Raw genomic sequence first — 12,706 nt, 5'->3', positions numbered from 1 at the left:
ATCGTGTACCCGGTCAACTGTGGGAGCCGGGCTTGCCCGCGATGACCATTTCAAGGTCACCACCGTGCTCGATGCGCGCCCAATTCCCCAGCCGGCAAATCCCACTGCAGCGGTGTCCCGGCAAGAGTGACCGGCGCCAGCAACCGATGCGCCGGCCCCCAGGCCGTCTGCTCCACCAGCAGCCCCTGATCACCCGGTTCTTCTTCACGCAACGCTGGCTGCTTCACGCCTTGTCCCGCCTCGATCAACAATTTCGCCGTACGCGCCAGCGACAGCCGGGCCGAACCCCCATGCCCGCTGCTTAAGCGCTCGGCCAAGGCCAGTATCGCACTGGCCGCCATCAGGTAACCGGTGGCATGGTCCAGCGCCTGCACCGGCAGCGGCACGGGTTTATCCGCCTGCTTCCATTGCATGCCGGCGTGGGCGATACCGCTGCTCATCTGCACCAGGCTGTCGAAGCCCCGGCGATTGCGCCACGGGCCGCTCCAGCCGTAGGCGTTGAGGCTGACGTCGATCAGGCCGGGGGCGAGTTGCTGCAGTGCGCTCGCGTTGTAACCCAGTTGCTCCAGTGCATCGGCCCGATAACCATGAAACAGAATGTCGGCATCCTTGAGCAAACCTTCGAATAATTGCCGGTCGTCGGTGTTTTTAAGGTCCAGGCGCGCGCAGCGTTTGCCCAGGGTCATTTCCGGCACGACCCCTGGTTCGTTCCAGGTGGGGGAGTCGATGCGTAATACGTCGGCGCCAAGCCCTGCGAGAAAACGGCTGGCCACAGGACCGGCCAGAACGCGGGTCAGGTCCAGTACCTTGACCCCCGCCAACGGGCGCGCCACGTTGCCCAGCCAGGTGGTGTTGCCGGCTGCCTCGAAGCGCTCCCATGCCACCAACGGTTCCTGATTGACCGCCAACCCTTGGGGATGAGCCTGCCACTGCTGCCAGGTGCGCATCTGCGCGGCGCAGCCGGCCTCATCGACAATCGCCTGCTCAAGCTCGGCGGCGTTCCAGGAGGCGACCTTGAGCGCCATCGCCGCCCGATCCGCGACCTGCCCCAGTACACGCTCGGCAGCTGCGCGGTGGTGGGGGGCGTTGGTGTGCAGACGAATCCAGCCGTCAGCGCAGGCGTAGTCGCCGGCAATCGGATCCCACAGCGGCGGTACGTTCCAGCCCAGTGGGCGCAGGGAGCTGGAGAACCAGAAGGAGGCCAGGCGCGGGTCGACGCTGATCAGGGGCAGGCGCCCGGTGTGTTGTTCCAGCAGCCGGGCTATGGCCTGGCCGGCAGCCCCGATGCTGGCGCAGGCCAGCTCGGTGACAGCGAAGGTTGACGGCAGGGCGCCGGCTGCAGTGGTCGCCAGCGGCGTGGGCGGCAGATCGATTGCACGCTGGATCGAGGTGAGCAGATCAGTCATCAAAGGCCCTCCATAAGAGAGGGGCCATCATAGAAGATCTTCAGGGGTGTGCTGCAATCCCCGGCTGCAAGGGCAAGTCCAGGGTGGCGATAAATCCGCCCTCCGGGTGATTGGCCAGGCTCAAGCTGCCGCCATGACGTTCGGCGGCCCGACGGGCGATGGCCAGGCCCAGCCCATGACCTTGGGCGGTTTGCCCGGGGGCGCGGTAAAACGGCTCGCCCAGTTTTTGCAGGTGTTCGGCCTCCACGCCCGGGCCGTGGTCGCGCACGCTGATCACAATGCGTTCGCCTTGGCGCAGGGCCTGGACTTCAATCGGCTGGGTGGGAGGGTTGAAGCGCTGGGCATTACGCAACAGGTTGTCCAGCGCCCGCTCGATCATATGGGGCCAGCCCTTGAGTTGCAGCGCCGGCTCGGCTTGCAGTTGCACCAGCTGCTCCGGGGCGCCGAGCTGGGCGTCCTTTTGCAGGGTCTTGAGCAGGGCGTTGAGGTCGATGTCTTCGGCGCTGGCGTTGTCGGCGTCGACCCGCGCCAGCACCAGGATCTCGCTGATCAAGGCTTCCAGGCGATCACATTCCAGGGTCAGGCGCGGCCAGAGCTTCTCCCGGGCTTCGGGCGTGGCCCGTTCCGCCAGGGCCAGGGCGATCCGCAGGCGCGCCAGGGGCGAGCGCAGTTCGTGGGACACATCGCGCAGCAATTGCCGCTGGCTGCCGATCAGGCTTTGCAGGCGAGCGCCCATGCGGTTGAAGTCGGTGGCCAGTACGCCAAATTCATCACGTCGGTCGGCCAGGCGCGCCAGGCTGTTTTGCTGGTACGTGGTCTGGCCCAGGTCATGCACTGCACCGCGCAGACGGCTGAGGGGGCGAGTGATGGACAGGGTCACCAGCAGGCTGAACAGGGTCAGCACCACCAACGCAATCGCCAGGGCACTCAAGGGCCAGAGCAGGCTGCTGCGGTGCCAGGCATCCAGCTCCGGCAGGGCGATGCGGTAGATCAGCAGGTAGGTATCGCCGGTTTTTTCACTGGTGTACTCGGCCGTCAGGCGGCGCCACGGTAGCCGGCCCTCGTGGCTCTCATGCTGGCGGGCTTCAAAGGCGGCGGCGCGGCGCGGGAAGGTGCCACGCACCACCGGGTCGCCGCTCTCGTTGAGCACCTGCACATCGACGTGGTACTGGCGTTTGCGCTGTTGCAACAAATCCTGGGCGGCGTCCTCGCCCTGGGTTTCATAACGCTGGGTCCATTCTTCGGCCAGGTTGTTGAGGCCGGGATGGCGGCTGAGAATCCAGGCGTCCTGGTTGAGCATATGCCCAAGCAGGACCGACAGCCCGGCAACCAGGGCGATAGCCAGCCAGAAACTGGCAAGGATGCGCCAGAAGAGTGAACGCACAGGAAACCCTCAAACAGGAAAAGCCCAGCGGCACGGGCCACTGGGCTGGGAGGTTGCTAACGCATTATTGCGCTTTTTGCGGTTGTTGCGCTTTCCAGGCCTGGAACTGCTGCCACTCGGCTTGACGCTCGGCGCGTTTCTTCGCCATTTCGTCGAACTTCTTCTGCTGGTCAGGCTTGAGCAAGGCGCGGATATCCGCCTGGGTTTTCTGCTTGGCGGCGGCCATTTCGTCCTTCATGGCCTTCTGGTCAGCGGCCGGGAGTTTGTCCAGGTACTTCTTGACCAGTTGTTGGCGGCCTTCCCGTTGTTCGCCCATCAGTTTGCCGATCTGCTGGCGCTGCTCGCGGGTCAGGTCCAGTTGGCTGAACGGGCCGCCTTTGCCGCGCATGCCGTGTTCACTGCCGTGGCCCGGGCCACCCATCATGTGGCCTTCAGGGCCGCCCATCGGGCCATGGCCTTCTGGCATGGCCATGGCGACGGTCGGCAGGGCTGCGGCGAACATCAGAGCGATAAGGGTCTTGCGCATGGTGTTTCTCCTTGTCTCGGTTCCGGTGAGTCCGGATGTGAGTAGATTACGAAGATCAAGGTCAGCGGCGGTCAGGGAAGGGTAAAGCTTGGGTAAAGACGGATTGGGTGGGGGCTTACAAACCTGTAGGCGCCGGGTTGCCGGCTCCTGCTGGGGATGTCAGAGGCTGTAGTAGTAGCCACGGCTGCGCAATGCAACGATCCGCGGGCGGCCGTCGGCATGCGGGCCGATTTTCTTGCGCAGGTTGCTGACGTGCATGTCCAGGCTGCGGTCATACAAGGTCAGCTTGCGCCCCAGGGCGATCTGCGCCAGCTCCTGCTTGTCCAGGGGCTCGCCCGGCTGGCGCAGCAAGGCTTCCAGCAGGCGGCTTTCGGACAGGGTGAGGGTCAGTTCCTGATGGTCGATGATCACCACACCACGCACTGGGCTGAAGCACAGGTCGCCCAGTTCCAGCTGGGTCGACACCGCCGTCGGGTGGCTGCGGCGCAGTACCGCCCGCAGGCGGGCGGTCAGTTCGCGGGGGTCGCAGGGCTTGGCCAGGTAGTCATCGGCACCCAGTTCCAGGCCGAGGATCCGGTCCAGGGGCTCGCCCCGGGCCGAGAGCATCAGTACCGGCAGCTCCGGGTGGTCGGCGCGCAATTGCTTGAGCAACTCCAGGCCGCTGCCGTCGGGCAGCATCACATCCAGCACCACCGCCGCCGGCGCGGCTTCGGCCAGGGCTTTGCGCGCGCTCACGCCGTCATGGCAAGCGCGCACCTGGAAACCTTCCTGGCTCAACCAACTGGTCAGCAGCTCACAAAGCTCCTGGTCATCATCTATCAGTAACAGCTCGCTCATGACTCACTCAATTTAGCCATTGTCGACGGCGCCGATGCCCGCCACTGGCGAAGATACCGCACAGCAGGGCGACCAGCGCAACTCCCGCACCAATCACAAACCACTGCTGCTGGTCAGTGAGCCAGCGTGGCAGGGCGCCACCTTGTGCTTCCTTGAGTTGCTGGGCCAGGCGCTGATTGTCCTGGCGCAGCCGGCTCAGTTGCGCACTCTCGCGGGCAGCATCGGCAGTCTGCAATTGTTTGCTCAGCTCTTCGCGCAGGCGTTCGCTTTCTTTCAAGCGTTGCTGCAACTCGGTGATCTGGCTGCCGGCACTCAAGGACAGGGGCGTGGAACTGCCGGTGTTCGAGGTTTCTTCAGCCTGGGCCGTAGCCCCGATCGTTAACACTGCCAACAGACACAACTGACGTAAGCGCATCGGAACTCCTGATTCCACACGAATATTCAGAACGTTGTCGGCAGGTTACCGAGAATAATGAGCGATTAGGCGTTTGCCGAGCCCAATAGGTTCAGCACCACCGGGATCAGGGCAGGACTTGTTTGAACGGTTTGACCACGACATCGGCATAGGCGCCGGCCGCCACATACGGATCGGCCTTGGCCCAGGCCTGGGCATCGGCCAGGGAGGCGAACTCGGCGATGATCAGGCTGCCGGTGAAGCCAGCGTCCCCCGGATCATTGCTGTCGACCGCCGGGTGCGGGCCGGCGATCACCAAGCGCCCCTCGGCCTGCAGCGCCTTGAGGCGTTCCACGTGGGCCGGGCGAACGGACAGGCGTTTTTCCAGGGAGTTGGCAACGTCGGTGGCGATGATGGCGTAGAGCATGTCAGTCCTCGGTTTTTGGCGTGGTGGGGTCGGTGTCATGCAGATGGCGCGACAGGTAGATACCCTGGGCAACCAGGAACACCACGGTCATGCCCAGGCTGCCGAACACCTTGAAGTCGACCCAGTAGCTCTGGAAGGTAAAGGCCACGAACAGGTTGGCCGCGCCACAGAACAGGAAAAACCCGATCCAGGCGATATTCAGGCGGGTCCAGATCGGCTCCGGCAGGCTCAGGGCGTGGCCCATGATCCGCTTGATCAGCAGGCGATCACCAATGAAGTGGCTACCGATAAAGGCCAGGGCAAACAGCCAGTTGACCACCGGGGCTTTCCATTTCAGGAAGGTCTCGCTGTGGAAGGCCAGGGTCAGGCCGCCAAAGACCAGGCAGGCGATCAGGGTCAGCCACTGGCTTTTTTCAAGCTTGCGCTGGGAGATGAAGATCGCACCGTAGACCACCAGGGAGCTGATGATCAGCACCGCCGTGGCGCTGTAGATGCCGCCGAACGACAGCTCATGGCCGCCGATATCAAGGACCCGTGGGTCGGTTTTGAAAACGATGAAGAACAGCAACAGCGGGATGAAGTCGATGAATTGTTTCACAGTAAGAGCCAGAAGCTGGATGTGGCGGCATAATAACAAACATCCTTGGTAGCGAAAGCGCCAGCTGACTTGAGGTTACACACTTCCGTGAATGTTGATTTGCACTGCCACAGCACGGCCTCCGACGGCGCCCTGGCGCCCGCGGTACTGGTTGCGCGTGCGTTTGAAAAAGGCGTGCGAGTCCTGTCGCTGACTGACCACGACACCCTCGAAGGCCTGGAAGAGGCGCGTAGTGCCGCCACGGCCCTGGGGATGCATCTGGTCAATGGCGTCGAATTGTCCTGCACCTGGGGCGGCGCGACCATTCATGTCCTGGGCTACGGTTTTGACGTCACGGCCCCGCCATTGGTGGCGGCCATTGCCAATTTGCACGATGGCCGCTGGCTGCGGTCCGAAGAAATAAGCCGCAAACTGGCGCTCAAGGGCATGCCCAACGCGCTGGAGGGCGCCCGAGCGATCCAGCAGGAGCTGGGCGACAGCGGCAACGCGCCGGCCCGTCCGCATTTTGCCGACTGGATGGTGCGTGAAGGGTTCGTCAAGGACCGCGCCGAAGCGTTCCGCAAATGGCTGGGCGCCGGCAAGCTGGGGGACGTCAAGCTGCACTGGCCGACTCTGGAGGACACGGTTGCCACGTTGCGTGCTTCCGGGGCCTGGGTCAGCCTGGCGCACCCCTGGCATTACGATTTTACCCGCAGCAAGCGTCGCAAGCTGATAGGCGACTATATTCAAGCGGGTGGCCACGCCATCGAAGTGGTCAATGGGCATCAACCCGCCGAACAGGTTGGCAGCCTGGCGATTCTTGCCCGTGAATTTGGTCTGCTGGTCAGTGCCGGCAGTGATTTCCATGGCCCAGGCGGCTGGTCGGAGATCGGCGAATATCGTCCGGTCCCGGAAGACTTGCCGCTCCTGTGGGGGCGATTCAAGCATGACCCCATTACCGCCACCGTCTGAACAGGTAGAGAACGTGAGTCAATTTTTCCAGATTCACCCGGAAAACCCGCAAGCGCGGCTGATCAAGCAGGCCGTGGAGATCATTCGAGGCGGCGGCGTGGTGATCTACCCCACGGATTCCTCCTACGCCATCGGTTGCCAGATCGGCGACAAGAACGCCGTGGAGCGCGTAAGACGCCTGCGCGAACTGGACAAGAATCACAACTTTGCGCTGATCTGCAGCGACCTGTCGCAATTGGGCCTGTTCGCCAAAGTCGATACCGGCACTTTCCGCCTGCTCAAGGCCCATACGCCGGGGCCGTACACCTTTATTCTGAATGCCACCCGCGAGGTGCCGCGCCTGTTGCTGCACCCGAAAAAGCGCACCATCGGCCTGCGGGTGCCGGAGCACCCCATTGCCCTGGCGCTGCTGGCCGAGCTGGGTGAGCCGCTGATGAGCGTGTCGTTGATCATGCCCGGCGACACTGAGCCGCTGGAAGATCCCTATGAAATGCGCCAACTCCTGGAAAAGCACGTAGACCTGATCATCGACGGCGGGTATGGCGGCAACAAGGCGTCCACCGTGATCAACCTGGCCGACGGCGAGCCGGAGGTGATCCGTGTGGGTTGTGGCGATCCGGCACCGTTCCTGGTCGAGGCCTGAATGTCGGCCGTGGAAACCGTCGACAGCCAGGCCGGCGCCCAGCAGGAGCTGCCATTTGCCATGGTCTACGGCCAGGCGGTCATGGAAATGCCCCTGGACCTGTATATCCCGCCGGATGCCCTGGAAGTGTTCCTTGAGGCCTTCGAGGGTCCGCTGGACTTGCTGCTGTACCTGATCCGCAAGCAGAACATCAATATCCTCGATATCCCTGTGGCGGAAATTACCCGCCAGTACATGGGCTATGTCGAGTTGATGCAATCGGTGCGCCTGGAGCTGGCCGCCGAGTACCTGGTGATGGCGGCGATGCTGGCGGAGATCAAGTCGCGCATGCTGCTGCCGCGTTCCGAGACAATCGAAGCCGAAGAGGACGACCCCCGCGCGGAGCTGATCCGCCGCCTGCAGGAATACGAGCGCTTCAAGGCTGCCGCCGAAGGCATTGATGGCTTGAGCCGCGTGGGCCGTGACGTGGTGGTGCCCAAGCTCGATGCCCCGGAAGCCCGGGCGCGCAAATTATTGCCGGATGTGAGCCTGGAAGAACTGTTGATGTCCATGGCCGAGGTGCTGCGCCGTGGCGATATGTTTGAAAGCCACCAGGTCAGCCGCGAAGCCTTGTCCACCCGTGAGCGTATGAGCGATGTGCTGGAGCGCCTCAAGGGCGGCGGCTTTGTGCCGTTTGTCGAGCTGTTTACCGCCGAAGAAGGGCGCCTGGGCGTGGTGGTGACCTTTATGGCGATCCTCGAGCTGGTCAAGGAATCCTTGGTCGAGCTGGTGCAGAATGAGCCTTTTGCGGCTATCCACGTGCGGGCGCGAGCCGAATAACGAGCTGAATTGATGAATCTGACTGAACCCCGCGAACTGGCACCGCTGTTGGAAGCCTTCCTCTTGGCCTCGGGCAAGCCGCAATCGCTGGAGCGCCTGTTTGAACTGTTTGAAGAGGCCGAGCGCCCGGAACCGCCGGTGTTCAAGAAGGCCCTGGAAATCCTGCGCAAATCCTGTGACGGCCGTGCTTTTGAACTGCGCGAAGTGGCCTCGGGCTATCGCTTGCAGATCCGTGAGAAATTTTCGCCGTGGGTGGGGCGCCTGTGGGAAGAGCGCCCGCAACGGTATTCCCGGGCGATGCTGGAAACCATGGCGCTGATTGCCTATCGCCAGCCCATCACCCGTGGCGAGATCGAAGACGTGCGCGGCGTGGCGGTCAACAGCCATATCGTCAAGACGCTGCTGGAGCGCGAGTGGATCCGTATCGTCGGCTACCGCGACGTACCCGGCAAACCTGCGATGTTCGCCACCACCAAGGTGTTTCTCGATCACTTCAACCTGAAGAACCTCGACGACCTGCCGCCTTTGGCCGAGCTGCGTGAGATCGAGGCCGAACCGGTGCTCGATTTCGACGATGCCCCGGTGCCGCCCGGCTTGCAGGAGCTGGCTGATGCCAGCGCCGAGCCGGAAGAGCCGAAGGACGAGACCAGTTTCCACACCTTGCTGCTGGAGCTGGACGATATGGAGCAGGGGATCAAGACCGACTTTGATGACTTGCTGCGTGATGGGGCGGGCGAAATGCCGGTGAACGTTGAAACGGCGCCTGCGGTCGAACCTGAGCCTGAGGAAGACATCCTGGGTGTGGCGGCCGCCCGCGAAAAACTGCTGGCCGCCGTCGCCGCCCTGGAACAGCCCGAGTTGAGCGAAGAAGAAGCCGAAGCCCGGGCACTGGCCGAAGCCATCGAAAACGAACGCCGCGAATTCGAAGACTGACCCAGAACCAAATGTGGGAGCGGGCTTGCTCGCGATTGCGGAGTGTCAGCCACTGGATATATGACTGATCTACCGCAATCGCGAGCAAGCCCGCTCCCACATTGGATCTTCTGCACCAGGGAGAATGTATATGAGCTCCACCAAAGACCCCTGTATCAGCCTCTGCAAGTTCAGCGACGATATCTGCGTCGGCTGCGGGCGCAGCAAGCGTGAGATCCGGGCCTGGAAGAAGCTCGACAAGGTCGACAAGCGCGCGGTGCTGGCCGAAGCCGAGCTGCGGCTGATCGCCCTGGGTGCCACCGGTCGGCGGAAAAGCAAATGAGCCGGCCCATATCGACTAGTCTCTGATGCGCAATGCGCGCCATGAGCGTATGATTCGCGACCCTTCGGCGATGCGTTCGTCCAAGACAACAGTTTCAATACCTTCAGGCCACGCCTGAATCGACACACCGGGAGGTGCTTAAGATGAAAGACCAAGACCAGAACGACAGCCAGGAAATCGGCCCAGCCGGCGAGAAACTGCAAAAAGTCCTCGCCCGTATCGGCGTCGGCTCGCGCCGCGACGTAGAAGCCTGGATCACCCAGAAGCGCATCAAGGTCAATGGCGTCGAAGCCACCCTGGGCCAGCGCGTCGACCTGCATGATGCGATCACCATTGATGGCAAGGTCATCAAGCGTGAAGAGGCCGCCGAATCGGTGCGCCGCGTGATCATGTACAACAAGCCCGACGGCGAGATTTGCACCCGTGACGACCCGGAAGGCCGTCCAACCGTGTTCGACAAGATGCCCAAGCCTAAAGAAGGCCGTTGGATCAACATCGGCCGCCTGGACATCAACACCACCGGCTTGCTGATGTTCACCACCGACGGTGAACTGGCCAACCGCCTGATGCACCCGTCCTACGAGATGGACCGTGAGTACGCGGTACGTGTACGGGGTGAAGTCGATGACGAGATGATCGAACGCCTCAAGGCTGGCGTGGTGCTGGAAGACGGCCCGGCCAAGTTCACCGACATCAAGCAGGCCCCCGGTGGCGAAGGTTTCAACCACTGGTACCACTGCGTGGTGATGGAAGGGCGTAACCGTGAAGTACGTCGCCTGTGGGAATCCCAGGGCCTGGTGGTCAGCCGCCTGAAGCGCGTGCGTTTCGGCCCGGTGTTCCTCAACTCGGACCTGCCGATGGGTCGCTGGCGCGAAATGAGCCAGTACGAAGTCGACATCCTCAGTGCTGAAGTGGGCCTGACCCCTGTGGCCATGCCGCAGATGAATGCCAAGAGCAAAGACAAGCTGGAGCGCATGCAGCGTAAATCGTCGCGCCCGGTGGCACGTACCGAACGCGTTGCGCGCACCTTGCGCCCGGCGCTGGATGCTCCGGCCACAGGCGGTCGTATTTCCCGTCAGCCGCAGATCGAGGGCGATCGTCGTCCATCGGCTCCAGCCCGTCAGGATGGCGAGCGTGCACCGCGTACCCCGCGGCCTGCCGGTCGTGGCGAAGCACCAACGGGCGGTCGCAGCAACCGTGGCGATACCGGCCGTGGTGCTCCGCAGACCGATCGCCCAGCCGAAGGTGCCAAGCGTCCAGCCAAGCCCGCGCCGAAAAAGCGCCCAGGGCTCAAACTGGTCGCGGACGAGCCGTCGGGCAAGCGCCGTGGCGCACCGGCAGGTTCCGGCCAGCGTCCGGGGTTTGGGCGTAAGAAGCCTTAAGAGCAGCAGCAAGCTTTAAGCTTCAAGCTGTAAGAAAAAGCGTCAACCTGCGGGTTGGCGTTTTTTTTTGCGCGCTGTGTGGCGAGCGGGCTTGCCCGCGTCGGGCTGCGCAGCAGCCCCACACTCTGCCGTGTCGGTCTGCCTGGTTGACTGGGTTGTTCTTTCGAGGGACTGCTGCGCAGTCCAGCGCGGGCAAGCCCGCTCGCCACGGGGGAGTCGGTGGGGTGTCAGGAATGGCTTCCGCGATGTAACGATTATTTTACGATTGGGCCGAGCCTACGCAGGGCGTGCTCTTGATGAACTTTCTGTGTAAAGAAAATCTTCCATTTGACGAACAATCTCTCCCGCAACCCTCCCTAGCGGATCGAGCGGTGTACAATGCGCCGCGTTTTACTGTGACCCCCCTTGCGTACCCACGCAAAAGGCCTTCAAGGCTAGCTGCCTTGTTAACTCCGCCCGGCCATAAGCCGGACGGGTTCGATTTCGTCACAGATAAAAACAAACAGGTGACGCATGACCGTTAGAAAGACGCTGGACTCCTGGTGTTTGCGCTGGGGTTTGATCGGCGCTGCTTGAGTCGGTTTCAAAGCAGCATCGTGTATTGAACATCATCAAACCTTGCGTGAGACCCTTTTCATGAGTGGACCCAACTCGCATTCAGGCGAACTGAAGCGCGGCCTGAAAAATCGTCATATTCAATTGATCGCCCTCGGTGGCGCGATCGGTACCGGCCTGTTCCTGGGCTCGGCGGGGGTGCTGAAGTCAGCCGGCCCGTCGATGATCCTCGGCTATGCCATCTGCGGTTTCATTGCCTTTATGATCATGCGCCAGTTGGGCGAAATGATCGTCGAAGAGCCAGTGGCCGGTTCCTTCAGCCATTTTGCCCACAAGTACTGGGGCGGTTTCGCAGGCTTCTTGTCGGGCTGGAACTGCTGGATCCTCTATATCCTGGTGGGCATGTCTGAGCTGACGGCGGTGGGCAAGTATGTGCATTACTGGTGGCCGGAGATTCCGACCTGGGTCTCGGCGGCGGCCTTTTTCGTGCTGATCAATGTGATCAACCTGGCCAACGTCAAAGTGTTTGGCGAAGCCGAGTTCTGGTTTGCGATTATCAAGGTGGTGGCGATTATCGGCATGATCGCCCTGGGCAGCTACCTGCTGGTCAGCGGCACCGGCGGGCCCCAGGCGTCGGTGACCAACCTGTGGGAACACGGCGGGTTCTTCCCCCATGGTGTCGGCGGCCTGGTGATGGCCATGGCAATCATCATGTTCTCCTTTGGCGGCCTGGAAATGCTCGGTTTTACCGCCGCTGAAGCGGACCAGCCACGCACCGTGATCCCCAAGGCGATCAATCAGGTGATCTACCGCATCCTGATTTTCTACATTGGCGCCCTGGTAGTGCTGCTGTCGCTGACGCCGTGGGACAGCCTGCTGGTGACCCTGAATGCTTCCGGCGATGCCTATAGCGGCAGCCCGTTCGTGCAGGTGTTCTCGATGCTGGGCAGCAACACCGCCGCGCATATCCTCAACTTCGTGGTGCTGACGGCGGCGCTGTCGGTGTACAACAGCGGCACCTACTGCAACAGCCGCATGCTGCTGGGCATGGCCGAGCAAGGCGACGCCCCGGCGGCGTTGGCGAAGATCGACAAGCGCGGCGTGCCGGTGCGTTCGATCCTGGCCTCGGCGGCCGTCACCCTGGTGGCGGTGTTGATGAACTACTGGATCCCGCAGCATGCCCTGGAATTGCTGATGTCCCTGGTGGTGGCCACGTTGGTGATCAACTGGGCGATGATCAGCTTCTCGCACTTCAAGTTCCGCCAGCACATGAACCGCACCGGTCAGGTGCCGCTGTTCAAGGCGCTGTGGTACCCCTATGGCAACTACGTGTGCCTGGCGTTTGTGGTGTTTATCCTGGGGGTCATGTTGTTGATTCCGGGGATTCAGGTCTCGGTGTATGCGATTCCTGTCTGGCTGGCCTTTATGTGGGTGTGCTATGTGCTCAAGAACAAGCGCAAGGCTCAGGCTGACGTGAGTGCTGTATCCTCGCTGAACCCCTAGCCCACCGCGTAGGGGCCGGCAACCCG

General features: G+C 62.4%; 14 protein-coding genes. 7 read left to right on the top strand and 7 right to left on the bottom strand.

Translation table 11 applies throughout. The features are described from left to right. Positions 1-56 precede the first annotated feature (56 nt). From PSH80_RS20230 to PSH80_RS20200, 7 genes are all read right to left on the bottom strand, one after another. On the bottom strand, positions 57-1,406 hold the full coding sequence (locus PSH80_RS20230; RefSeq protein ID WP_305418081.1) for a CoA transferase: 1,350 nt from the start codon (positions 1,404-1,406) through the stop codon (positions 57-59). Positions 1,407-1,446: 40 nt separating this feature from the next. Then, a complete protein-coding gene (locus tag PSH80_RS20225; RefSeq protein ID WP_057960508.1) occupies positions 1,447-2,790 on the bottom strand; it encodes a HAMP domain-containing sensor histidine kinase in 1,344 nt (447 codons plus the stop codon). Between the two features lie 64 nt (positions 2,791-2,854). After that, complete coding sequence (locus PSH80_RS20220; protein ID WP_057960507.1) at positions 2,855-3,316, bottom strand: LTXXQ domain protein; 462 nt, start codon at positions 3,314-3,316, stop codon at positions 2,855-2,857. Between the two features lie 159 nt (positions 3,317-3,475). After that, the gene (locus PSH80_RS20215; protein WP_057960506.1) at positions 3,476-4,153 is read right to left on the bottom strand and encodes a response regulator transcription factor; all 678 of its coding nucleotides are present in this window, start codon (positions 4,151-4,153) and stop codon (positions 3,476-3,478) included. A gap of 7 nt (positions 4,154-4,160) precedes the next feature. Further along, positions 4,161-4,568: a hypothetical protein gene (locus PSH80_RS20210; protein WP_057439993.1), complete on the bottom strand. Its 408-nt coding sequence runs from the start codon at positions 4,566-4,568 to the stop codon at positions 4,161-4,163. Between the two features lie 106 nt (positions 4,569-4,674). Further along, the gene (locus PSH80_RS20205; protein ID WP_057439992.1) at positions 4,675-4,974 is read right to left on the bottom strand and encodes a YciI family protein; all 300 of its coding nucleotides are present in this window, start codon (positions 4,972-4,974) and stop codon (positions 4,675-4,677) included. 1 nt (position 4,975) lies between these two features. After that, entirely contained in the window at positions 4,976-5,572 is a 597-nt protein-coding gene (locus PSH80_RS20200; protein WP_057960504.1) for a septation protein A, read from the bottom strand. 87 nt (positions 5,573-5,659) lie between these two features. Between PSH80_RS20200 and PSH80_RS20195 the strand changes: the two genes are divergently transcribed. From PSH80_RS20195 to PSH80_RS20165, 7 genes are all read left to right on the top strand, one after another. Then, positions 5,660-6,523: a PHP domain-containing protein gene (locus tag PSH80_RS20195; RefSeq protein WP_057960503.1), complete on the top strand. Its 864-nt coding sequence runs from the start codon at positions 5,660-5,662 to the stop codon at positions 6,521-6,523. A gap of 13 nt (positions 6,524-6,536) precedes the next feature. Then, a complete protein-coding gene (locus PSH80_RS20190) occupies positions 6,537-7,166 on the top strand; it encodes an L-threonylcarbamoyladenylate synthase (RefSeq protein WP_057439989.1) in 630 nt (209 codons plus the stop codon). 120 nt (positions 7,167-7,286) lie between these two features. Continuing rightward, positions 7,287-7,985, top strand: coding sequence for a ScpA family protein (locus tag PSH80_RS20185; RefSeq protein WP_169851199.1), 699 nt, complete (start codon positions 7,287-7,289; stop codon positions 7,983-7,985). A gap of 12 nt (positions 7,986-7,997) precedes the next feature. Then, complete coding sequence (scpB, locus tag PSH80_RS20180; RefSeq protein WP_057960501.1) at positions 7,998-8,918, top strand: SMC-Scp complex subunit ScpB; 921 nt, start codon at positions 7,998-8,000, stop codon at positions 8,916-8,918. A 130-nt stretch (positions 8,919-9,048) separates the two neighbouring features. After that, positions 9,049-9,240 carry a DUF1289 domain-containing protein gene (locus PSH80_RS20175; protein ID WP_057439987.1) on the top strand — a complete coding sequence of 64 codons (192 nt, stop codon included), beginning with the start codon at positions 9,049-9,051 and terminating at the stop codon, positions 9,238-9,240. 143 nt (positions 9,241-9,383) lie between these two features. Next, the gene (gene rluB, locus PSH80_RS20170) at positions 9,384-10,622 is read left to right on the top strand and encodes a 23S rRNA pseudouridine(2605) synthase RluB (protein ID WP_057960500.1); all 1,239 of its coding nucleotides are present in this window, start codon (positions 9,384-9,386) and stop codon (positions 10,620-10,622) included. A 636-nt stretch (positions 10,623-11,258) separates the two neighbouring features. After that, entirely contained in the window at positions 11,259-12,680 is a 1,422-nt protein-coding gene (locus PSH80_RS20165; RefSeq protein ID WP_057439985.1) for an amino acid permease, read from the top strand. Positions 12,681-12,706: the final 26 nt, after the last annotated feature.

Source organism: Pseudomonas sp. FP818 (assembly GCF_030687335.1).
Lineage (GTDB): Bacteria > Pseudomonadota > Gammaproteobacteria > Pseudomonadales > Pseudomonadaceae > Aquipseudomonas > Aquipseudomonas shahriarae.
This window is presented reverse-complemented; position numbering and strand designations above follow the sequence as displayed.

What these genes read in the sequence shown, in the direction of transcription:
- rluB (WP_057960500.1), top strand. Translation starts at nt 9,384, where the DNA reads ATGAAAGACCAAGACCAGAACGACAGCCAGGAAATCGGCCCAGCCGGC.
- PSH80_RS20210 (WP_057439993.1), bottom strand. Translation starts at nt 4,568, where the DNA reads ATGCGCTTACGTCAGTTGTGTCTGTTGGCAGTGTTAACGATCGGGGCT.
- PSH80_RS20215 (WP_057960506.1), bottom strand. Translation starts at nt 4,153, where the DNA reads ATGAGCGAGCTGTTACTGATAGATGATGACCAGGAGCTTTGTGAGCTG.
- scpB (WP_057960501.1), top strand. Translation starts at nt 7,998, where the DNA reads ATGAATCTGACTGAACCCCGCGAACTGGCACCGCTGTTGGAAGCCTTC.
- PSH80_RS20175 (WP_057439987.1), top strand. Translation starts at nt 9,049, where the DNA reads ATGAGCTCCACCAAAGACCCCTGTATCAGCCTCTGCAAGTTCAGCGAC.
- PSH80_RS20165 (WP_057439985.1), top strand. Translation starts at nt 11,259, where the DNA reads ATGAGTGGACCCAACTCGCATTCAGGCGAACTGAAGCGCGGCCTGAAA.
- PSH80_RS20230 (WP_305418081.1), bottom strand. Translation starts at nt 1,406, where the DNA reads ATGACTGATCTGCTCACCTCGATCCAGCGTGCAATCGATCTGCCGCCC.
- PSH80_RS20205 (WP_057439992.1), bottom strand. Translation starts at nt 4,974, where the DNA reads ATGCTCTACGCCATCATCGCCACCGACGTTGCCAACTCCCTGGAAAAA.
- PSH80_RS20220 (WP_057960507.1), bottom strand. Translation starts at nt 3,316, where the DNA reads ATGCGCAAGACCCTTATCGCTCTGATGTTCGCCGCAGCCCTGCCGACC.